This is a genomic window from Mucilaginibacter sp. SG538B, assembly GCF_013376065.1.
Taxonomy (GTDB): domain Bacteria; phylum Bacteroidota; class Bacteroidia; order Sphingobacteriales; family Sphingobacteriaceae; genus Mucilaginibacter; species Mucilaginibacter rubeus.
In genome coordinates, this window is the sequence record NZ_JABMJI010000001.1 from 224,479 (window position 1) to 246,032 (window position 21,554).

19 protein-coding genes are annotated in these 21,554 nt (G+C 44.1%); 13 read left to right on the forward strand and 6 right to left on the reverse strand.

Features of this window, described 5'->3' with window-relative positions; all coding sequences use genetic code 11:
* Positions 1 to 2 precede the first annotated feature (2 nt).
* A complete protein-coding gene (locus FHW88_RS00825) occupies positions 3 to 899 on the reverse strand; it encodes an AraC family transcriptional regulator (RefSeq protein ID WP_176622416.1) in 897 nt (298 codons plus the stop codon).
* Positions 900 to 1,138: 239 nt separating this feature from the next.
* On the opposite strand from FHW88_RS00825, the gene FHW88_RS00830 reads away from it, so the two are divergent.
* The 4 genes from FHW88_RS00830 to FHW88_RS00845 all read left to right on the forward strand — a co-directional run bounded on the left by FHW88_RS00830 (position 1,139) and on the right by FHW88_RS00845 (position 9,206).
* Complete coding sequence (locus tag FHW88_RS00830; protein ID WP_176622417.1) at positions 1,139 to 2,173, forward strand: aldose epimerase family protein; 1,035 nt, start codon at positions 1,139 to 1,141, stop codon at positions 2,171 to 2,173.
* Between the two features lie 65 nt (positions 2,174 to 2,238).
* Positions 2,239 to 3,624, forward strand: coding sequence for a sugar porter family MFS transporter (locus FHW88_RS00835; RefSeq protein ID WP_317171347.1), 1,386 nt, complete (start codon positions 2,239 to 2,241; stop codon positions 3,622 to 3,624).
* Positions 3,625 to 3,638: 14 nt separating this feature from the next.
* On the forward strand, positions 3,639 to 6,977 hold the full coding sequence (locus FHW88_RS00840; protein WP_176622421.1) for a DUF5107 domain-containing protein: 3,339 nt from the start codon (positions 3,639 to 3,641) through the stop codon (positions 6,975 to 6,977).
* Positions 6,978 to 6,992: 15 nt separating this feature from the next.
* Positions 6,993 to 9,206: an alpha-galactosidase gene (locus FHW88_RS00845; RefSeq protein WP_317171292.1), complete on the forward strand. Its 2,214-nt coding sequence runs from the start codon at positions 6,993 to 6,995 to the stop codon at positions 9,204 to 9,206.
* A 242-nt stretch (positions 9,207 to 9,448) separates the two neighbouring features.
* Here the strand turns inward: FHW88_RS00845 and FHW88_RS00850 are convergent, their stop codons facing one another.
* Entirely contained in the window at positions 9,449 to 10,447 is a 999-nt protein-coding gene (locus FHW88_RS00850; protein WP_176622423.1) for a hypothetical protein, read from the reverse strand.
* 298 nt (positions 10,448 to 10,745) lie between these two features.
* Between FHW88_RS00850 and FHW88_RS00855 the strand changes: the two genes are divergently transcribed.
* Complete coding sequence (locus tag FHW88_RS00855; RefSeq protein WP_176622425.1) at positions 10,746 to 11,534, forward strand: helix-turn-helix domain-containing protein; 789 nt, start codon at positions 10,746 to 10,748, stop codon at positions 11,532 to 11,534.
* A gap of 19 nt (positions 11,535 to 11,553) precedes the next feature.
* On the opposite strand, the gene FHW88_RS00860 is transcribed toward FHW88_RS00855, so the two are convergent.
* Positions 11,554 to 12,048, reverse strand: coding sequence for a DUF6265 family protein (locus FHW88_RS00860; RefSeq protein WP_176622427.1), 495 nt, complete (start codon positions 12,046 to 12,048; stop codon positions 11,554 to 11,556).
* 212 nt (positions 12,049 to 12,260) lie between these two features.
* Here FHW88_RS00860 and FHW88_RS00865 point away from each other — a divergent pair, with 212 nt between their 5' ends.
* Positions 12,261 to 12,689, forward strand: coding sequence for a pentapeptide repeat-containing protein (locus tag FHW88_RS00865; RefSeq protein ID WP_176622429.1), 429 nt, complete (start codon positions 12,261 to 12,263; stop codon positions 12,687 to 12,689).
* A gap of 176 nt (positions 12,690 to 12,865) precedes the next feature.
* Here FHW88_RS00865 and FHW88_RS00870 read toward each other — a convergent pair whose 3' ends face one another.
* Entirely contained in the window at positions 12,866 to 14,743 is a 1,878-nt protein-coding gene (locus FHW88_RS00870; RefSeq protein WP_176622431.1) for a M1 family metallopeptidase, read from the reverse strand.
* Between the two features lie 147 nt (positions 14,744 to 14,890).
* Between FHW88_RS00870 and FHW88_RS00875 the strand changes: the two genes are divergently transcribed.
* From FHW88_RS00875 to FHW88_RS00900, 6 genes are all read left to right on the forward strand, one after another.
* Positions 14,891 to 15,127, forward strand: a complete 237-nt coding sequence (locus tag FHW88_RS00875) for a hypothetical protein (RefSeq protein ID WP_090533977.1) — start codon at positions 14,891 to 14,893, stop codon at positions 15,125 to 15,127.
* 171 nt (positions 15,128 to 15,298) lie between these two features.
* A complete protein-coding gene (locus FHW88_RS00880) occupies positions 15,299 to 15,877 on the forward strand; it encodes an NUDIX domain-containing protein (protein WP_410505578.1) in 579 nt (192 codons plus the stop codon).
* A 39-nt stretch (positions 15,878 to 15,916) separates the two neighbouring features.
* The gene (locus FHW88_RS00885; RefSeq protein WP_090533973.1) at positions 15,917 to 16,648 is read left to right on the forward strand and encodes a lysophospholipid acyltransferase family protein; all 732 of its coding nucleotides are present in this window, start codon (positions 15,917 to 15,919) and stop codon (positions 16,646 to 16,648) included.
* 554 nt (positions 16,649 to 17,202) lie between these two features.
* Entirely contained in the window at positions 17,203 to 17,676 is a 474-nt protein-coding gene (locus tag FHW88_RS00890) for a ribonuclease H-like YkuK family protein (RefSeq protein ID WP_090533971.1), read from the forward strand.
* A gap of 59 nt (positions 17,677 to 17,735) precedes the next feature.
* The gene (locus FHW88_RS00895) at positions 17,736 to 18,572 is read left to right on the forward strand and encodes a sulfurtransferase (protein ID WP_176622433.1); all 837 of its coding nucleotides are present in this window, start codon (positions 17,736 to 17,738) and stop codon (positions 18,570 to 18,572) included.
* Between the two features lie 161 nt (positions 18,573 to 18,733).
* Complete coding sequence (locus FHW88_RS00900; RefSeq protein ID WP_176622435.1) at positions 18,734 to 19,207, forward strand: SRPBCC family protein; 474 nt, start codon at positions 18,734 to 18,736, stop codon at positions 19,205 to 19,207.
* Between the two features lie 32 nt (positions 19,208 to 19,239).
* Here FHW88_RS00900 and FHW88_RS00905 read toward each other — a convergent pair whose 3' ends face one another.
* Complete coding sequence (locus FHW88_RS00905; protein WP_090533966.1) at positions 19,240 to 19,989, reverse strand: DeoR/GlpR family DNA-binding transcription regulator; 750 nt, start codon at positions 19,987 to 19,989, stop codon at positions 19,240 to 19,242.
* Positions 19,990 to 20,055: 66 nt separating this feature from the next.
* Here FHW88_RS00905 and FHW88_RS00910 point away from each other — a divergent pair, with 66 nt between their 5' ends.
* Positions 20,056 to 20,616 carry a 5' nucleotidase, NT5C type gene (locus tag FHW88_RS00910; protein ID WP_176622437.1) on the forward strand — a complete coding sequence of 187 codons (561 nt, stop codon included), beginning with the start codon at positions 20,056 to 20,058 and terminating at the stop codon, positions 20,614 to 20,616.
* Positions 20,617 to 20,690: 74 nt separating this feature from the next.
* Here FHW88_RS00910 and FHW88_RS00915 read toward each other — a convergent pair whose 3' ends face one another.
* Complete coding sequence (locus tag FHW88_RS00915; protein ID WP_176622439.1) at positions 20,691 to 21,539, reverse strand: hypothetical protein; 849 nt, start codon at positions 21,537 to 21,539, stop codon at positions 20,691 to 20,693.
* Between the last annotated feature and the right edge of the window lie 15 nt (positions 21,540 to 21,554).

Genomic DNA, 21,554 nt, shown 5'->3' on the forward strand with positions numbered 1-21,554 from the left:
GCCTATCGCTTATGTGTTTTTCTGTACTTTGACGGCGACATGCCAATCAGCTTGGTAAATAGCCTTGAAAAATAATAAGGGTCGTCAAAGCCCAGTTCTGAGCAAATTTCCTTAATGCTCCTGTCGGTAAAGTACAGGTACTGGCAGGAGGTTTGAATCTTGAGCAGGTTAAAATAGTTAATAGGTGATGAGCCTGTTTTTTGTTTAAACAGCCGCAAATAATGTGATGACGAAATTCCCTGCTGTTTCGCCAAATGCATCACTTCAAACTTTTGACTAATGTGTTTTTTCATATAAGCGATGGAGTTGCTCACAAAATCGTTATCATAATCAACCGGGTTGGTTTGCTTATAATACACCAGCGAGGAGATAAAATTGAGCAGGTTGATGTTAACGATCTCCATTTCTTTTTCATGATAGCTGTGTTCAAGCACGGCATAGATCTGCTCGTACAGCTTGATCCGGCTGCTGTCGTAGGGAACGGATTGTACCGCAGGCTGCCCGTTTTCGAGCGAGCGCTCATAGATCAGGTGCGAATTTAGCCCGCTGAAGTGCACCCAGTAAATGCTCCAGGGATTGGTTTCCGAGCTTTTATAACGATGTGCCACGTTACGGGGGATAATGAAAAAAGTATTGGGTTTAAGGGTGTGGTCCTGGCCCCCTAAATAAACATAGCCTTCTCCATCAACGCAATAAAGAAAAATATATTCGTTGCTGCCTGTACGGCGTTCACGGTCATGAAAGGCCGCCTTTGGGTAATAGCCTATAGCGGTAAGGTAAAAGCCTTTGATCAAAGCATTGCTGGTGATGGCTTTTTTTATGTTTGGTGGCAATACGATCATTTTTTGACCGATAAAGCCTTCTTTGATCCGTTTTTTAGGTTCGGCTATCACATTCATAACGTTGCTGTATAACTGGCGATTAAAGGTATTTATTTTTTTTATCCCGGCAAGATTTTAATACCTGCCGGCAAATGATAGTATTATCCATCACTTTTTAAAGAATATCCATTTTTTTAACACCTGTTTCATAGTAGGTTTACCAAAACCAATTAGGGCTAAAACAAGTCAGGCAAATTACCTGGCTGTTTAATGAAGCTGATAACTTATGAACAAACAATTTAAATATCTGAACGTACATGGCTGTTAACACCACAACCCGTTTATGGGGGCAGCATAACGGTCATAACGTTTATCTTTTCAAAATTGAAAACGAGAGCGGGGCCTATGTTGAACTTACCAATTACGGCGCGGCCATTGTATCAGTTGTGGTGCCCGACAGGCTGCAGCACTTTGAAAACGTGGTGGTTGGTTTTCCTGACCTGAACGGGTATTTAACCGATAGCTGCTACATCGGCTCAACCATAGGCCGGTACGCCAACCGTATCAGCAGGGTGAAATTTCAGCTCGAAGGCGAAACTTTTCACCTGGATGCCAATGAAGGTAAAAATTCCAACCATGCCGGTAAAAGCGGTTTTAACTATAGGGTGTTTACTGCCGAAGCTTTTGATAATGGCGTAATGATGACCCTGACCAGCCCTGATGGCGATGGGGGTTATCCCGGTAAGTTGGAGCTTATGGTTATCTATACCTGGAGCAATGATAATGAGTTGCTGATCAATTATAAAGCTACTACCGACAAAGCTACGATAGCAAATTTTACCAATCACGCTTACTTTAATTTATCGGCATTTAAAAGTAAGATCTATAACCACAAACTTACCCTGCTGTCGGATAGTATTGTGGATTTGCACGAAGATTATACGCCGAGCGGGGCAATTATACCAGCCGGGCAAAAGGCTTTCAATAATAACAAGCTGGGCGATAAATTTAATATAGATGAAAACCGTGTTGAGGGCCTTAACCTGTTTTACATTATCAACACTGGAGCCAGGGAGAACGGCTTAACTTATGCCGCTCTTTTAACCGACGAAGCATCGGGCCGTGCCCTTAAAGTTTATACGGATTATCCCGGCGTGTTCCTGTACACCGGTGATTATTTAAGCAGCACTACGCCTATACATACTGGCCAGGGGGCGAAACCTTTTGATGCGTTGTGCCTGGAGTGTCAGCATTATCCGGATAGCATCAATCATCCTGATTTTCCGCAGGCTGTATTACGGGCAGGCGATGTATACAATCAAAGTATTTTATACAAGTTTGGCACCATATGAAGCTAAAAGCAAAAGGCAGAAGGCCCAAAGCTTGTTTAATAACGGACTTTAATTAAAGTAAATTTATACAGAGAGAAGAAACTAACCAATATCAAATGACCATCGATTTTAAAAAAGAAGTAAAATTTAACAGCGGCTATATTATAGGGATCTCCTTTATATCGGCACTGGGCGGTTACCTGTTCGGCTTTGATTTTGCCGTAATATCGGGTGCGCTGCCGTTCCTCCGCAAGGAGTTTGCGCTTGACCCTGTTTGGGAGGGCTTCCTTACCGGTTCCCTGGCGCTGGGCTGTATCGTGGGCTGTATCATAGCCGGCCGCATTGCCGAAAAATACGGCCGTAAACCCGGTCTCATGGTTGCGGCGTTTATTTTCGCGGTATCGTCACTGGGTATTGCCTTTTCAACCGGGCTCACTTATTTTATCATTCTGCGTTTTGCAGCGGGCATAGGGGTAGGGATGGCATCAATGCTTTGCCCCATGTACATTGCCGAAATTTCCCCGGCACAGGTGCGCGGGCGCAATGTAGCTATCAACCAGCTTACCGTGGTATTGGGCATCCTGATCACCAACCTGTGCAACTATTTTTTGGCCGACAGCGGCGATAATGCCTGGCGCTGGATGTTTGGTTTGGGCACGGTACCTGCCGCGGTATTTTTATTAGGGGTTATAGCCCTGCCCGAAAGCCCCCGGTGGCTGATCAAGGCCGGTCGGCACGCTGATGCCGAAAAGGTACTTTACAAAATAGGCTCCGAAGAGTTTGTGACTTCAACACAGCAGGCTATTGAAAAATCGCTTACCGGCGCAAAAAAGCAATCGTACCGCGCCGTATTTGAAAAAAGCGTACGCCCTGCCGTATTGATAGGTATTACGCTGGCTGTGTTTCAACAGTTTTGTGGCATCAATGTGGTGTTTAACTATACTTCAACCATTTTTGCCTCGGTGGGTTCAAGCTTAAACCAGCAGCTGTTTGAAACTGTTTCTATTGGTATTGTTAACCTGGTTTTTACCCTGCTGGCTATGTGGCAGGTTGATAAGCTCGGCCGTAAGCCATTGATGCTCATTGGTTCATTGGGCTTATCCATATTTTATATTGTATTGGCTTACCTGCTGCAAAATCACCTGGCGGCCGGGCTGGTATCCATATTTGTGTTGCTGGCCATCAGCACTTACGCGCTTTCACTTGCACCTATAACCTGGGTACTTATTTCAGAGATCTTCCCTAATAAGATCCGTGGCGCTGCATCAACAGTGGCCATTGTATCGTTATGGGCTGCCTATTTTATATTGGTGTTCACCTTCCCTATACTGGCTAAGGTGCTGGGCACTTACGGGCCATTTTATATGTACGCGGTGATCTGCTTTTTAGGCTTTTTGTTTGTGCTTAAAAAAGTGAGAGAAACCAAAGGCCAAACCCTTGAAGAGTTAGAAGAAAATTTAATAAGACATTAATAATCATAAGCCACATGAATAATTTGTATGTAAATGTTTGGGAAGAGAAGGTAGTTATCCCAACCTACGGTATAGGGAAGCCCGATAAAAACCCCATGTTTTTTGAAAAGCGCGTTTACCAGGGTAGCAGCGGCAAGGTGTACCCTAACCCGGTTATCGAAAAAATTTACGACGAAAAAGAAGATAAAGAATACGCAGGCCTTTACCTCGAAAATAAATACCTCAAAGTACTCATCCTGCCCGAGCTTGGCGGCCGTATCCAGATGGCTTATGACAAAATCAGGGGCCGTCATTTCATCTATTATAACCAGGTGATTAAGCCGGCACTGGTAGGGTTAACCGGCCCCTGGATTTCGGGCGGTATTGAATTTAACTGGCCACAGCACCATCGCCCAAGCACTTTTGAACCGGTTGATTATAAAATTGAAGAAAATGCCGATGGCAGCAAAACCGTTTGGGTTAATGAAGTGGAGCGCATGTTCCATACCAAAGGTATGGCCGGTTTTACGCTGCACCCGGATAAGGCTTACATCGAAATAAAAGCGAAGCTCTATAACCGCTCGGCCCTGCCGCAAACTTTTTTATGGTGGGCTAACCCGGCGGTGAAAGTTAATGACGATTACCAGTCGGTTTTTCCGCCGGATGTGAACGCGGTGTTTGACCATGGTAAGCGCGACGTATCAACATTCCCGATAGCTACGGGTACTTACTATAAAGTTGATTATTCGCCGGGTACAGATATCTCAAGGTATAAAAATATCCCGGTGCCAACGTCGTACATGGCTATCAACTCCAATTACGATTTTGTGGGCGGATATGAGCATGACAGTCAGGCTGGTTTGCTGCATGTAGCCAATCATCATGTATCGCCCGGCAAAAAACAGTGGACCTGGGGCCACAGCGATTTCGGCCTGGCCTGGGACAGGAACCTAACCGACGAGGATGGCCCGTACATTGAGCTCATGACAGGTATGTTTACCGATAACCAACCCGATTTTACCTGGCTGATGCCGCACGAGGAAAAGCATTTTACCCAATACTTTATGCCATACCGCGAGCTTGGCGTAGTAAAAAATGCTACCAAAGATATCCTGCTGGCACTTGATTATAAAGATGGCAAACTACTATTGAAAGTTTACGTAACCGGCGAGCAAAACAACCTGAACATCAAACTGCAGCATGATGGCAAAATATTGTTGAGCGAAAAAGTTTGCATTGTACCAGAACAGGTTTATACCCGCGAGATAGCCATTAAAGATATCAACGAAAATCTTTTACTGCTTACCGTACATTCTGAAGCAGGCAAAGAATTGATCAAATACGATGCATCAAGCAATAAGCTTAACAACATTCCTGAAGCTGCTAAACCGGCCCTGCTGCCTGCCGATGTGGAAAATAACGAGCAGTTGTTTTTAACGGGCCAGCACCTGGAGCAGTACCGTCATGCTACTTATAGCCCGGTTCCTTACTATGAGGAAGCCCTGCGCCGTGACCCGAAAGACATCCGCAATAATAATGCTTTAGGCTTGTGGTACCTGCGCCGCGGACAGTTTGCTAAAAGCGAACCTTATTTCCGCAAGGCGGTTGAAACCATCACCCAGCGTAACCCTAATCCTTATGATAGCGAGTGTTATTACAATTTAGGTTTGGCGTTGAAATTCCTCGGCAAAAAAGAGGATGCTTACAAAGCATTTTACAAAGCCACCTGGAGCAATGCCTGGAAAGATAGCGGCTATTTTTCGGTAGCGCAGATAGACCTTGAAAACGGCGATTACGAACTGGCGCTTGATCACTCGCTGTCGTCATTAGATAGAAATGCCAATAACAGTAAAGCCTATGTTTTGCGCTCGGCGGCTTTCCGTAAGCTCGGGCGTTTTGAAGATGCTGTCGAGGTAGCTACAGCGGCAATAAAAAGGGATGCGTTTAACCTGGGCGCTCTGTTTGAGCTGGTTTATGCTTACAAAGCTTTGGGTGATGAAGAAAAAGGCACTGTCACCCTTAATGAACTCATTAAACTATCGCGCGGTTATTACCAAAATTACATTGAATACGCGCTTGATTACGCCAATGCCGGCCTGTACCAGGAAGCTGCAGATTTGTTGAATTATGCGGTGAACGGTGATGCTACCAGTCCGATGGTGTATTATTACCTGGGCTACTTTGCGTACAGGTTAGGCAATAATGAACAGGCTTCTGCATATTTTAAACAGGCCTCAGCTGCCGATTCGTACCTGTGCTTCCCCGATAGGCTGGAAGAGATCAGCATACTGAAACTGGCCGCTGAGCTTGTGCCCACCGATGCCAAAGCACCTTATTATTTAGGTAACCTGTTTTATGACAAACTGCAGTATGATGATGCCATCGCGACCTGGGAAACATCGGCAGAGCTTGATGATACTTTCCCAACAGTATTCAGGAATCTGGGTATAGCCTATTATAATAAACGTAATGACCCGGCAAAAGCTTTAATTTGTTTTGAAAAAGCCTTCGCGCTGGATAGAACAGATGCCCGTGTACTGATGGAACTTGACCAGCTTTACAAAAAGCTGAACTATTCTGCAGAAGCACGACTGAATTTTGTTGAAGCTAATCTGGAGACTGCCAAACTTCGTGATGATGTTTATTTAGAGCGTGCAACGCTGTATAACTTTTTAGGCGAGTACCAAACCGCGTTTGAACAGGTGATGCAAAGAACATTCCACCCATGGGAGGGCGGCGAAGGCAAAGCTTCGGGGCAATATGTTGCAGCTTTGGTTGAATTGGCCAAGCAAAACATCCGCGATGGCAAATACAATGAAGCCATTGAACAGTTAACACAGGCACAAACCTACCCACATAATTTAGGCGAGGGTAAACTATTCGGCACACAGGAAAATGATATCTTTTACTGGCTGGGCCAGGCCCATGAAGGCCTGCAGCAAACTGAACAGGCAAAGGCTTATTTTGAGCAGGCAGCCATAGGTTTGGAAGACCCGACAGCTGCTGTTTTTTATAACGATCAGCAGCCTGATAAGATCTTTTATCAGGGTTTAGCTAAAAAATGTCTGGGTGACAGTACATCGGCCGAACGAATCTTCAAAAAACTGCTTAATTATGGTATCGGGCACATGGATGATAACGTAAAAATTGATTACTTTGCCGTCTCGCTGCCAAATTTGCTCATTTTTGAAGATGATCTGCAGGTAAGGAACCGCGTGCATTGCTACTTTTTACAGGGACTGGGATACCTCGGTTTACGTGATTTCGAGCAGGCACAAAAGGCCTTTACCGAGGTTCTGAAACTTGATGCCGGGCACTTTGGAGCAAGGATACATCAAAACATGATAAACCAAATTACCGAAGCAGCCGGTTAAACCAAAAAATCACACGTGAGAACTACTCAAAGAAAAACTTTACCACTGGGCCTGCTTTTCGCAGGCTCAATGCTGTTGGCCGGCAGGGCAGCAGCGCAGGATGTAACCATCCCTGTTGAAACACAGCACAATGCTATTGTATTACAAACCGATGCCGAAAAACACCTCAACATGGTGTACCTGGGTGCAAAGCTTGCCAATACAGCCGAGTATGCAGGCATCTCAAAAATGTACAAACAAGCCGATGATTCGGGCGTACAAAACGATGCTTACACACCATCAGGCTCAGCCAGTCTGGGTGAGCCGGCTATTACAGTTACCCATGCCGATGGCAATAAATCATTGAACCTGACCTATGTAAGCCATATGGTGAGCAAGGTAAGTGATGATATTTCATTACTGGTGGTTACCATGAAAGATCCTGCTTATGATTTTGAAGTAAAGCTATACTACAAAACCTATTTTAAAGAGGATGTTACCGAGCAATGGTCGGTTATTAAACATAACGAAAAGGGGATAGTAACGCTTGATAAATATGCGTCGGCTAACTTAAACCTGAAGGGTAATACTACCGGCGGTTTTTGGCTGAAGCAATACCATGGCAACTGGGCTATGGAAATGCAGCCCGAAGAAGCCCGCTTAACTCACGGGATCAAAACTATCGATAGCAAACTGGGTACCCGTGCCAACTTGTATGAGCATTCGATGTTTGCCATATCGATGGATAAACCTGCTACTGAGGACGAAGGCAAAGTGCTTTATGGCGCTATGGAATGGTCGGGTAATTTCAGGGTTGATTTTGAGCTGGATGTAGCCAATAACCTGAAAATTATTGCAGGGATTAACAATGCCGCTTCCGAATATCATTTAAAACCAGGTGTTGAATTTACTACGCCAGCTTTCCTTTACACTTACTCTGATCATGGTAAGGGCGACGCCAGCCGCAAGCTGCAAAGTTGGGCACGCCAATACAAAATTGTTGACGGTAACGGCTCAAGGCTTACCTTGCTCAATAACTGGGAATCAACCTATTTTGATTTTAACGAGAGCAAACTTGCCGGCCTGCTAAAAGATACCAAAAAGCTGGGCGTCGACTTGTTTTTGTTGGATGACGGTTGGTTTGGCAACAGCCACCCGCGTAACGGCGATAATGCAGGTTTGGGCGATTGGCAGGAAAATAAACAAAAGCTTCCAAATGGCATCAGTTCGCTCGTGAAAGAAGCGCAGGCCAACGGAGTAAAATTCGGCATCTGGATTGAACCGGAAATGGTTAACCCTGCCAGCGACCTGTACAAAGCCCATCCTGATTGGGTGATTAAACAGCCCAACCGTCCTGAAAAATACTTCCGTAACCAGTTGGTGCTTGATCTGGCTAACCCTAAAGTGCAGGATTTTGTATTTGGCGTGGTTGACGGTCTGTTCACCAAAAATCCTGATTTGGCTTATATCAAATGGGACTGTAACGCGGTAATCTATAACGCGTATTCAGCATACCTGAAAAAAGACCAGTCGCACATTTATGTTGATTATGTGAATGGTTTATACAATGTATTGAAACGCGTTCGTGCCAAATATCCTAAAGTGCCTCTGATGCTTTGCTCGGGCGGCGGCGGCCGTGTTGACTATGGTGCACTGCAATACTTTACAGAGTTTTGGCCAAGCGATAACACTGATCCGCTGGAACGTGTATTTATCCAGTGGGAGTATTCATTCTTCTACCCGGCTATCACCAGCTCAAACCATGTTACCGATTGGGGCAAACAACCCATCAAATACCGTGTGGATGTGGCCATGATGGGTAAAATGGGTTTTGATATTGTGATAGGCAAATTAAGTGAAAGCGAGCTGAGTTTCTGTCAGTCGGCGTTGAAAAATTATGATGCATTAAAAGATGTGATCTGGCACGGCGACCAGTACCGCTTAGCTTCGCCATGGGATAACGACGCGGCATCTATCATGTATGTAAACGACGATAAATCAAAGGCAGTAATGTTTAACTACCTGGTGAATAACCGGTACGGCTCGGGTACCAAAGTGCCTGTACGCCTAAAAGGCCTCGACCCTAATAAAAAATACCGTGTAAAAGAGATTAACCTTTATCCGGGCGCGGGTTCGGTTTTAGGCAAAGAGGATTTAACTTTTACCGGCGATTTCCTGATGAATGTGGGTATTAATCCCGGAAACAGCGCTTATCACACCAGTGTAGTGTTGGAGTTGGAGGCGATTTGATAAAATCGATTTGATATTATAAAGAAGCCCCGGAGCATTAATTGTTCCGGGGCTTCTTTTATTTAGGGGGGCTCAAAGATATGTCATCCATCGCTGCAGCAAGGCTTTGCCCGGTGCCCCCTTTTTTGTTTGTCATGTTGTTTCAACACCCCACTCGCTAAGCAATCGCGCTGAGCAAATCGGCTACTTGTCCTGTGGGGTGCCGAAACAAGGTCGGCATCACGACGGGGATTTATAGCCTGTTATCTCAACTTATCTGTAATATCAAAATGCTCAACCCTTGCGGCGCCCAGCGGCAGTTTGCTGCAGGCAGAGTAGAAAATATAATCCTTATCCTCAGTAATACCCGGTAGTAGTTTGTTAATAACCTTCCCAATCTGCGTGTTCTCGCTTTTTACCGCGTTGGTATCGGCAATGTTTACTTTGGTTGTATAAAAAATTACCGGGAACCAGCCATGGCTGGTTTTCTGATTGCCAATCCGGAATACCCGCGGTTTGCCTGCAACACCATCAATTACTACCGGGAAACGGTATTGTTTTACTGTTGCCTCGGCAGCATCCTGGAATAATTTGCCTGCATCGGTATCGTGTTCGTATTGCCAGTAGTCGTTAGGGGCGGTACATTGTAAAGCAAGCTCAAGGGTTAAACGGGCATCGGCAAAATGCTGTTTATTGTATTTCTTTTTTCCCAGCTCATAAAGCTCCGGGGCTGTTTTGCCATTAATTTTATAAGTATTTACATTTACCGAGGTTAGTTTCCAGCCATAATCGTATTTGGCATACAGGGCGGTAATCATTTCCTGGTTAGGCAGGTTTTTATCCTTTGGCAAAAAAAGCGCCATGTACATTTCATGGGTAATACCATTATAGATCATTTTATAACTGTTAATGCCTGCCGACGGATTGCCTATGGTATCTGTACTGCGATGTTTATTTACAATGTAATATTCATCGTAAATATCATAGTCGGCAATTTTAACAGCGTTGCCTACCAAGTCTATTTGCCTTAGATTTGACTTGTCGTCCAGCATCTCCCGCGATTCCATATTGCTGATATCATCACTGTTGCCGGTACGGAGGTCATGGAGCAGTTGTTCGTTAAGTTTGTGGAAATCGTCGCGTTTACCGCCGGGAATCCGGTCGTTTCGCCATGCTCCCGGCTGTTTAATACAGCTTTGTAATGATATAGCCAGTAAAGCGAAGGGAATGAGTTTAATTGTGTTTTGGTATAGGGTTTTCATATTATCCGTAATAATATGAAAAAACACTCAATTGTACTATCGCCACTGGTTTATGAATAATCAAGCTTTTGCATAACGGGATATAGCGGTTGGCTGTTTCACTTTAAGCAGATAAAATCCGGTTTGGAAAAGTTAACATTACTGACATTTTACTAAAGAATCCTGCCAGTTTATGTTAAATATTTATGGGTATCATAAAAAATGGTTTCTTTTGAATTTGCCTTTTCACAACCTGTGGCTATATTGCTTTTAATTACCAAATGTGTTGCGTTCCCTTACAAGAGGAACTGAAATTTATATGGAAAACTTCAATGAGATTTTTGATCTGGAATACTTCTTTCGCTTGTCGCCCGATTGGTTATGTGTTGCCGGGTTTGATGGTTACTTTAAAAAAATTAACCCGGCTGTTTCCAAAACTTTAGGTTATACCGAAAGCGAACTGTTTGCAAGGCCTATCGATTCATTTGTTTATCCCGAAGACAGAAGCATCACCGCAAGTAAACGTGAGAGTATAAAGAAAAACAATCCGTTGTATAATTTTGAAAACAGGTATGTAACCAAAAGCGGAGAAATAGTATGGCTTTCATGGATCTCGATGCCGGTACAAAAACAGCAGCTGGTTTTTGCTATTGCCAGGAATATTACCGATAAAAAGAAACTGGAAGAATTTAGCAAAGTATCACTCGTATCGGTAAAAAATAACGAAATTGAAAGAGGGGCGGAGTTAAATACACATAATCTAAAGCCAATCAGTGAACTTTCTATTGCCGATCAGCTTTGGCTTTATGAGCTTGAAACGCTGGTAAGAAAATATATTGGAAAAGTTGATTTGATCATTGTATTGTTAAGTAATGAAATGGGTTTAAGTGAAAGACAACTGCATCGGCGCATAAAAAACACCACGGGTATTACGCCAAATAATTATATCCGGCGAATCCGTTTACTGATGTCGATGGAGGCAATCAATAGTGGTAAATACCGTACCGTGGCCGAAATATCTTATATAGCAGGGTTTGAAACCCCGGCTTATTTCCGGAAACTGTTTAAAGAATTTTATGGTCGTGATATAGCCGAATTTTTGCAATAGATATAAAGCCACTCCTCTCTTATTTGCCCCTTTTCATTGGGAATTGTATTGCCTTTTGCCTGCCTTTCCTTGTCCCCGATATTTCGGCCACCAACGAGTCGTTAGTGATTTGGGTATAGGTTATTTTTTGCGGGAAATCATGTTCCGGATTTTCAAAAACGAGGTGTTTGTTGTTAGATGAGGTAAGCGTAAAAGTTACCGCTTTGCCGCCATTTTGATTTTTTACCGTTGGGATATAGTAAAGCTTGCCTTTATGTTGCTCCAGTCGGATATGTTCGGATGATACCGTATCTGCACCAGTCAACGAATAGCTTCTGCCGATAAAGGTGCTGTCGTTAAGCTTTTTCCATGTTTCAATATCCACTGTTTTTGCCGATTGATTTTTCCAGCTGCCGATAAGCCATTTAGCGTGTGAAATAGGATTGGATTTTTGTTGCGCATAAGATGAGGTATGAACAAGTGTAATAAAGGCCACAACAAGCAGTAGTGATTGGATATAACGAAGCAGGATCATGGTATTTTGATAAAGTATTTGAATTTACGAAATTATATATCAGTATGTATTCAAATTTCAGGCAAAGGCACTAAGCCGCAAAGATTTTAACTTAGCGCATTTGCGACTTAGCGACAGCACAACCTTGTCGCAAATACACCCGTTATTTGTCGCGTGTATAACCTTGCTTTGGCGTTCATTTTCAGCATCTTTGAATAAATCAATAATGAATCATGGAAAACTCAACAGCTAACAGCCCCGAAGTTATTGTTATAAAAGAAACTCAAAAGATACTTGATGTTAAATGCGCTCTGCTTAATGGTTCAAGCTTTGAGCAAACGATGATGAACAATGCAAGCTTTAAGGATGTTTGTATAACCGGGCTTAAAATTGAAGATGCCAATTTGAGTGACCTGGAAATAAAATACGCCCAGCTTGGCGGTGCTTATATCCATGATATAGGTATGCCGCCCGAAGGTCATCCGGCTTATGATCCTGCTGCAAAACAACGCCCCCTTAAATTTGAGAACTGTGACCTGCAGGGCAGCACAATAACCGATTGCAACTTAAGTGGTGTTGATATTACCGATTGTGATATAGCCGGTATGAAAATCAATGGGATTGATGTGGATGAACTGATGAGGGCATATCAGCAGAGATAAGGGGGCCGTCAGTCTGAGCCTGTCGAAGACTCGTGCGCAGAGGCCCTACACACCATGCTTCGAGGACCTCAGCATGACACCCATTTTATGTTCCGTTAGGGCCTTTTGCAGAGATGGGAGATTAAGAAAAGAGACTTACGAAGTTTTTAAAACTTCGTAAGTCTCGGAAGGCAAGTTTAATTTGCACTCACCCACACATTGTCCTTTTTATTGCTATCGGGATCATAAGTGGTGCCCAATACTAATTTTTTTACTGCTTTTTTGGCGGCGAAATTAACTGTAGTTGTTTTATTGCCGGCCGCCCAAACAGCAATACTTTTATGTACCAGCTGGGTAGTGCCATTGGTATAATAAACGGTTAAATTTACGGGAATGGGTTTGCTGCCAACCCTGGTGATCGTGGCACTGTAATTTTGCCCGGCATTAGTTACTTTGCTTATCGCGAGATCGGTTATCCCACTATCAAAGAACCATGCTTTCCAAAACCAGTTGAGGTTTACGCCCGAACCGGTGTTCATACAATTAAAAAAATCGTAAGGCATGGGGTGTTTGCCGTGCCATTGTGCAATGTAGTAATGCAGTGCCTTGGTAAACAGCTCGTCGCCAAGCATATCTTTTACATATAAATAGCCCAGGCCTGGTTTGGGATAGCTGTCGGTAAAACCGGCAGGGCCTGTGAGCATTGGTGTAAGTGTCATTACCGGCACATCAACCTCGTGGCCGGCGCTTTGTTCAACTGCGGCAACACCATATGGGTCAACTATAGACGGATCAATCTCCGGACTTACCAGCCATTCGCCTATGGTTGCCCAGCCTTCATCCATCCAGCCGTATTTGGTTTCGTTAATACCCATGTAAAACGGAAACATGGTATGAAAGATCTCATGATCGGTAAGCTCAATGGCATCGGCCTTATCTTCCAGCGGATTATCATTCACCATCATCGGGTACTCCATTTGGTCTAAACCATCAAAAACGGTTTCATGCTGGTATGGATACGGCCATTTCGGAAATTTGTAGCTCATCACTTCCACCGTTTTACGGGCGTAATCAACTACTGCATAGTAATCTTTATGTTTTTCGTTAAACACCGCATCAACGCGGGTACGCCTGCCGGTTTTCGGATCAACCACCAGGCTCGATGCTTTCCATAAATAATGGTTGCTGGCAGCAAAAACAAAATCGGTAACGCTATCAGCCTCAAACTTCCAGGTGTTAGTTGGATTGTTTTTGGTGATGTTGCCCGCTTTAATATCATCTTCGGTAATAATATCAGTTATCTTATCACTTACGCCGGCATCGGCAATGCGTTTAACGATCCGGCTGTCATAAACGTCGCCGGCGTTTTTCAGATCGCCTGTCGCCCAAACTTTATAGTCGCCGGGTATGGTGATCTCCGCGCTGAAATGGCAAAAATCGTTATAAAATTCCTGTGAGCCAACGTATGGATAATCGTTCCATCCGTCAATATCGTCATAAACTGCTATACGCGGGAAGAAATAGGCAATGAAGAATGCACCGGTATCAACTTGACCGGTGCGGATATGTGAGCCCTTGTTTAATGTATAAGCATAGCTGATATCAAAATGTACTTTTTGTTTTGGAGCGATAGGGGAAACCCTTTGCGTCATGTTGGTACCATTGATGCGGCGGGTTTTAGCGCTGTCGGGTGTTTTATTATCTATGCTAAGGCTTTTGATCTGCACCCCATCGGTCAAGTCAGCGGCCGAAACCTGCATTTGACGTACCGAGCCTTTTTTATATAAGTTAGGGTAAAGTTTAAATTGTACCCGCTTTAACGTATCGGGGCTGTTGTTAACATAATCGATACCAACTGTCCCGCTTAACAAGCGGGTTTTAGGGTCGAAATTTACTTTGATCTTATAGTCGGCCGTGTTTTGCCAGTAATTTTTGCCGGGCGCCCCGGTTGTGGTGCGTGTTCCTTTGGTGTAGGTTTTTTGCAAGTTTACAGCTATGGGTAGGCTTTGCTGGGCCAATGCTGCAGTACCGCTCAATAATAAAGCAAAAGGCAATAATTTTTTAATACTGATCATTTATGCGGATATATATAAGTTATATTTGATGTAAATATAATAAACCGTTACAGAACCCGGTAAGCGATAATTTTGTATCGCCGGTATGTTACAGGGCAAATCAACTCACGGTTTTGAGTAGTTTATCCATTTATATAAATAGTATCCATGACTGCCGAAAAAATGATCATTGTAACCGGTAAGCAATACCTTGAGCTAAAACAAAGTTTAGAAAGCGGCGAGGGGCTTACCTATAATATAGGTACTGATAAGCATCCCGAAATGGTTAAGATCACCAACATTTATATGGACACTGATCCCGACTTTACCCGCAACCCGCGCCAGTTTGCCCGGATGCACGAAGACCTGAACGTGCAAGTGAAACTGGAGTATGTAGTGGAGTAGATAAAAAAACAAACGAACCAGGGATTGGTTTTGTGTGTCAGGAGGTGAGGAGAAATCTTCTACGCCATGCTTTTACAGGTTTAGTTGTAAGGCCTGATATAGAAGATTTCTCTTTCGCGCCATTGCCCGCACCTCGCTGCTCAGTCGAAATGACATTTTTTTAATAAAAAGATGTCTATTTTTAGGGCCATGCATCACCCTGAAGATAACCCCTGGAAAATAACGTCCCAAAAAAATATCTACGATAACCCCTGGATCAACCTAACCGAATACCAGGTTATTAACCCTTCCGGTAATCCCGGTATTTATGGTAAAATACATTTTAAAAATGTGGCGATTGGTGTTTTACCCTTAGACGCTGAACTAAATACTTATCTTGTAGGGCAATTTCGCTTCGCATTAAATCAGTACAGCTGGGAAATGCCGGAAGGTGGTGGCCCTGAAGGTACGGATCCGCTCGAATCGGCCAAACGTGAATTGCTTGAAGAAACCGGGTTAAAAGCCTCTCAATGGACGGAGATCCAGCGCCTGCACCTCAGCAATTCAGTAAGCGATGAGTTGAGCATATTGTACCTGGCCCGGGGCCTTGAGCAGTTTGAAGCCGAACCCGAAGAAACCGAACAGCTGATTATCAGAAAAGTGCCTTTTGCTGAAATTTACCGTATGGTTTGCGATGGCGAGATTACTGATTCCATGACTGTGGCCGCGGTACTTAAAGTGCGACTGTTGCTAACAGAAAACCGTTTGTAAATTATTGCATTACTGAAAAAAATATAACTTTGCACATTGATGAAGAAGTTATTAGGTTATATCCTGTCGCCCTTTGCCATAATTGCATTTTTTTTAGCCCTGGTTATTTTTCAGCCCATCCAGTGGATCTGCTTTCGTTTTTTTGGCTATGCCGCGCACAAACGTTCGGTTGATATCCTGAACTTATGCCTGTTCCGCACTTTTTATATCATTGGCGATACGGTAACTTTTATCAATAAGCAAAATTTGCCGATGGGTAGGCCAATTATATTTGTGGCCAATCATCAAAGCCTGCTCGATATCCCCCCGCTTATTTATTACCTGCGCAAGTATCACGCCAAGTTTGTTTCTAAAATAGAGCTTACCAAAGGGATCCCCTCTATCAGTTACAATCTGAAACACGGCGGCGGTGCTAATATCGACAGGAAAGACTCCCGCCAATCCATGACCGAAATGATAAGTTTAGGTGAGCGCATGAAAGCCAATAACTGGTCGGCAGTGATCTTTCCGGAAGGTACCCGCTCTAAGGATGGTGTAGTACGGTCTTTTCAGCCGGGAGGTGTTGCCATGCTGCTAAAAAAATGCCCTGAAGCATTGCTGGTGCCCATCGCCATAAAAAATAGCTGGAAGGTTGTACAATATGGCTTTTATCCGCTTAATACTTTTATATCCATGACCTGGACGGTACTTGAACCGATTGAGCCCGGTAAAACCTCGATTGGCGACCTGGTATTGGAAGCCGAGAACAGGATCAAGGCTGCGTTGTCCTGATTTCGGATCTCGGAATTTCGATTTTGGTTTTTTTTATTTTTGGCTCGCGCGGATAAAAAGCGCGGGATTGAGCGATTCCATCCCTTGGGAGGGTGTAGGGAGGGGTTTCATAGACTTGTTTACATCGTCAAAATAGCGGATAAACCCCTCCCTGCCACTACACTTCTCCAACGCACCCCTCCCCAAGGAGGGAATTCGAACCTCTTCCGAACACCCCAACTGGTCGAAGTTTAGCGATAGCGTAATTTCGTCCTAAAATGCCTTAAGCTTTCAGCTTAACTATACAATCAATTTACTTTTCCGCTTCCGCAAGCAGAATGCTTGCCCGGTTTTGGGACGAAGTTACGCTATCGCTAAACTTCGACCAGTAAAAAAACTCCTTCCTCTTTAATTTCGAAATCCCAAATCCGATATTCGAAATGCAACCAACCTGTTAATAATCAGGTAAATGTTAACAAATAAATCACACGTTATTTACGTTAATATGAAACGTTATCGCTTATTTTTATAGACCCATAAAAGAGGTCGCCTAAAATTTACCTAAAATAATTTTTATGACCTGGAGAAAATTCAGCGGCGAAGTAATCCAATCGCCCATTATGGAAGAGGTTGAAAAGGCAATTGAACGCGAAGCCCTCCTTGGCAACAAGCTAAAAGTATGTATAGGCACCGACTCGCAAGTTAAAGGATCCGTAACGGATTTTGCAACGGTGATTGTGTTTCTGCGCGAAAAACGCGGCGCTTTTATGTTCATACACCAGGAGCGTACTTCGCAAAAAATGAGCATTAAAGAAAGGATGCTGAGCGAGGTGCAGAAGTCTATCGACATTGCTTACAAGCTTTGCGATTTGCTCGACCTGTATGATGTGGAGCTTGAGGTACATGCCGACATTAACACCAACCCGATGTTTAAAAGTAACGCGGCCCTGCACGAGGCTATGGGTTACATCCTGAGCATGGGTTTTGTGTTTAAGGCCAAGCCCGAGGCTTTTGCAAGCTCATACTGCGCCAATAAAATAGTGCAGTAAATTTGCCGAAACCCAAAGCGTGTATCTATATTTGATATTAAAACATATCAGATATACCTATGTCGCCACTTATTGAAATCAACGACCCGGCTTTAGCCGCACAGGATACTATTCTTATTGATGCCCGCGGAGGGCAGGACTCTTACCAGCGTTACCTGGCAGGCCATTTAAACCACGCCATCTACGCCGACCTTGATCAGCACCTTACCACTAAACCCGATGACCCTGCCTTTGGCGGCAGACATCCGTTGCCTAATATACAGGAGTTTGCCGTACTGTTAGGTAACTGGGGCATTACACCCGACAGTCACGTAGTGGTTTATGACGATAAATCAGGCGCGTTCAGCGCATCACGTTTGTGGTGGATGCTGCGGGCAATTGGTCATGAAAACGTACAGGTACTAAATGGCGGCTTACAGGCCGCTAAAGATGCAGGTATAACATTTAGCACTGAAGTTTATACCCCGGTTGCCGTTGATCCGTACCCGGTAACACACGAATATGCAAATACTGTTGAGATAGCGGAGGCCGGAGAAGCTGCACAGGATCCCTCACGACTGGTAATTGATGTGCGCGAAACACCACGTTATTTAGGCCAAACTGAACCTTTGGATTTGATAGCCGGTCATATCCCCGGGGCGTTAAACCTGCCTTATATCAACAACCTCGGTGCCGACGGTAGGTATTTACCCGCTGATGAGTTGCGAAAGGCTTATGATGCTGCAATTGGCGATGTAGCGCATAGCGAAGTAATAGTTCACTGCGGTTCGGGTGTTACAGCCTGTCATACCTTACTGGGTATGGATTACGCGGGCATCAGCGGCCCAAAGCTTTACGTTGGCTCCTGGAGCGAATGGTCAAGAAGGGATTTGCCAATAGGGAAGGAAGATCGGTAGGATCAGAAAAAAATGTCATTGCGAGGAACGAAGCAATCGCACGGACGCAGAGCGGTTCTGTATGGCATGCGATTGCCGCGCTACGCTCGCAATGACATCATTTTATAGCCCATTGGGCGAGTCGACCAAAACACTTATCCGTCCCTTCTTGTTACGTCATCGTGAAAACATACGTTTTAAAAAAAGAACAATCCATTCCTATCAGCCTTGATCAGGCCTGGGATTTTTTTTCGTCGCCATTAAATTTGGCTAAGATCACACCCAGTGACATGAGCTTCGTAGTAACATCTGATTATACCGCCGAGACAAAAATGTACCCCGGAATGATCATCACTTATAAGATCTCGCCGTTATTAGGTATTAAAATGAACTGGATGACAGAGATCACCCATGTTGATGATAAAAAGTATTTTGTTGATGAGCAGCGTTTCGGGCCATACGCGCTATGGCATCATCAGCACCATTTTAAAGAAATAAATGGCGGTGTTCACATGACCGATCTTTTACATTATGCTATCCCTTATGGCGCGATTGGCAGGCTGGCGAACAACGTTTTTGTTAAAGGCAAGGTAGAACAGATCTTTGATTACCGTACCAGCGCGATAGAGGATCTGTTTGGGAAGTACAAGTATTAAACCACGGGCCGAAAGCCCGCGGTAGTATTATATTAAATAATATTAATGCCTGCTTCCTTGTATGCCGAAAGTTCTTCATTGTCGGGGGATACATCGGTAATGATGGTGTCCAGTTCTGTTACCGGGCCTATGTAATAAGAATCGGCTTTATTTATTTTTTCTAAGGTGGATAAGGCGATAGTTTCTTTCGATACTTCTATCATCGTTTTCTTGATCTCGGCCTCTTCATAATCCCTGGTTGTGATGCCGATGGCAGGGTGCACACTGCAAATCCCGAAAATGCAAAGATCGGCCCGGATATTCCTGAAGGCATTGATGGTTTCATGGCCGATGGTAGTAAAGGACGATTTATACAGACGCCCACCGGCAAATATGACCTCAACCGTTGGATGATCTTCAAGCGCGCTTGCAACCGGAAAGCTGTTGGTAACTACGGTGATCCTCAAGTCATCTGGCAGGCTTTCAGCCACAGCTAATGTTGATGTACCGCCATCAAAAAGTACAACCTGTCCGTCTTTTAAAAAACTCAACACTTTTGATGCGATGACTTTCTTAGAGGCAATATCATGCTTTTCCCTCGCGCGGTAATGGTGCGGAATGGGAGAGTGGGCAACCGCGCCGCCCCTTACTGCTGTTAGCAACTTCTGGTCGGCCAATACTTTAATATCCCGGCGTACTGTATCTTCCGAAACATTGAGTTTTTCGCTCAGTTCGGCAAGCATAACTTTGTTGTCTTTTGATACGTGATCTAAAATGATCTGGAGTCTTTCTTCTCTTACCATGTTTGCAATATGATGCAAATTTATAAATAATTTGCAAAATATTGCAATTTTGTTTTGATTTGTTGCATGAAAACGCAAACAAAGAAAACTATCGCCATCGATATGGACGGTGTTATGGCCGATGTTGAGCCGCAACTGATCAAATATTATGAACAGTTGTACGGTATTACGAAAACCCTTGAGGCTATTGATGGCTTATCACATGCCGAGGCTTTTCCCTTAGATGCTGCAACGAAGGCTTCCCTGAACCTGCCCGGATTTTTCCGTACGCTGCCGGTTATGCCCGGCGCTATTGAGGCTGTTAGAAAACTGATGGAAGATTACGAGGTATACATTGTATCCGCCGCAACGGAATTCCCGCTGTCGTTATCCGAAAAGTTGGAATGGCTTCAGGAATATTTCCCGTTTATCAGCTGGCGTAATATTGTGCTGTGTGGCGATAAAAGTATCATCCATACCGATTACATGATAGATGACCATTGTAAAAACCTCGACTATTGCAGCGGCAAGGCGATTATGTTTAACGCGCATCACAATAAACACGAACACCAGCATGTGCGCGTTTACAATTGGGATGAGGTGTTGAACCTGTTTGAAATGGAAAAAACTTCTGCAGATTTAGCATAGCAGAATCTAAAGAAGTTTTTTGACTACCCTATTGCTTTAAGCTTTATGCCTTCCGCTTTTAGCTTTTTATAAGGCTATTTCGTATCTATCCGGTAATTAAGTGATGCCGAAAAACTGGTGCCCGCGCCGGTATTTCGCCCGGTAACGAAGGTGCCGCCGGTTAAAAACAGCGACAGGCTTTTGGCAAATGCATGGCCGTAGCTTAGCGATACCTGGTTAAAGGCAAAGTTTTTACTGGCGCTTGGGTTTACGTTAAAATCTTTATTGATACTGGTGGCATAAAAGCCGCCTACACTTAAGGAAATTTGCTCGCGGAACTTTTTATCAAGTGTTAAGCCGTATGTGGCGTTGTACCTGTCCTGAAAAACGCTTTCATAGCCAAAATATTCGCGCACGCCGTTTTCAAGGATAAAGAATGAGTTTTTGCCGAATAAATGCCCGCTGCCTGCAAAGGCCAGTTTAAGTTCGGCCCCTTTTTGGTTATAGCCCAGCGCGGTGTTGGTATACATAGGTACAATAGCCGTACCCTGTAGGCTGAAATAATATTTATAGTTGATATTGGCCAGGTAATACCTGATACCCACTTCCAGATCCTGGAAACCTGAGCTTTTGCTGGTGCCCAGATCTGTACTAAAGGTGTTCATCACATACGGTGCCAGTACCGACAGGGTAAACCTGCGACTTAAACCAACTTCCGAATATAAGGAATAGCTCCATGAACTGAACTTGCCGTTATTGGCAAATGCGCCTTTATGGCTGTCGGCATCCCAGGCTTTATTGGCAAAAAAGTAAGTTGCCGAGGGCGACAGCGAGATCCTGCCCGGCCTTACCGGGAAACCTCCGGCATAACTTTTACCTGTGGCTAAGGCAAATATTACTATCCCCGTAAGCAAATATTTTGATAAAGTATTTTTCAAGGTCATGTGTGTAGATTTTAA

Bases quoted from the DNA above. Each gene is read 5' to 3' on its own strand.
- FHW88_RS00865 (WP_176622429.1), top strand. From the start codon at position 12,261: ATGGAAAACTCAACAGCTAACAGCCCCGAAGTTATTGTTATAAAAGAA.
- FHW88_RS00880 (WP_410505578.1), top strand. From the start codon at position 15,299: ATGTCTATTTTTAGGGCCATGCATCACCCTGAAGATAACCCCTGGAAA.
- FHW88_RS00915 (WP_176622439.1), bottom strand. From the start codon at position 21,539: ATGACCTTGAAAAATACTTTATCAAAATATTTGCTTACGGGGATAGTA.
- FHW88_RS00860 (WP_176622427.1), bottom strand. From the start codon at position 12,048: ATGATCCTGCTTCGTTATATCCAATCACTACTGCTTGTTGTGGCCTTT.
- FHW88_RS00870 (WP_176622431.1), bottom strand. From the start codon at position 14,743: ATGATCAGTATTAAAAAATTATTGCCTTTTGCTTTATTATTGAGCGGT.
- FHW88_RS00840 (WP_176622421.1), top strand. From the start codon at position 3,639: ATGAATAATTTGTATGTAAATGTTTGGGAAGAGAAGGTAGTTATCCCA.
- FHW88_RS00825 (WP_176622416.1), bottom strand. From the start codon at position 899: ATGAATGTGATAGCCGAACCTAAAAAACGGATCAAAGAAGGCTTTATC.
- FHW88_RS00910 (WP_176622437.1), top strand. From the start codon at position 20,056: ATGAAAACGCAAACAAAGAAAACTATCGCCATCGATATGGACGGTGTT.
- FHW88_RS00850 (WP_176622423.1), bottom strand. From the start codon at position 10,447: ATGAAAACCCTATACCAAAACACAATTAAACTCATTCCCTTCGCTTTA.
- FHW88_RS00895 (WP_176622433.1), top strand. From the start codon at position 17,736: ATGTCGCCACTTATTGAAATCAACGACCCGGCTTTAGCCGCACAGGAT.
- FHW88_RS00855 (WP_176622425.1), top strand. From the start codon at position 10,746: ATGGAAAACTTCAATGAGATTTTTGATCTGGAATACTTCTTTCGCTTG.
- FHW88_RS00885 (WP_090533973.1), top strand. From the start codon at position 15,917: ATGAAGAAGTTATTAGGTTATATCCTGTCGCCCTTTGCCATAATTGCA.
- FHW88_RS00875 (WP_090533977.1), top strand. From the start codon at position 14,891: ATGACTGCCGAAAAAATGATCATTGTAACCGGTAAGCAATACCTTGAG.
- FHW88_RS00905 (WP_090533966.1), bottom strand. From the start codon at position 19,989: ATGGTAAGAGAAGAAAGACTCCAGATCATTTTAGATCACGTATCAAAA.
- FHW88_RS00830 (WP_176622417.1), top strand. From the start codon at position 1,139: ATGGCTGTTAACACCACAACCCGTTTATGGGGGCAGCATAACGGTCAT.
- FHW88_RS00890 (WP_090533971.1), top strand. From the start codon at position 17,203: ATGACCTGGAGAAAATTCAGCGGCGAAGTAATCCAATCGCCCATTATG.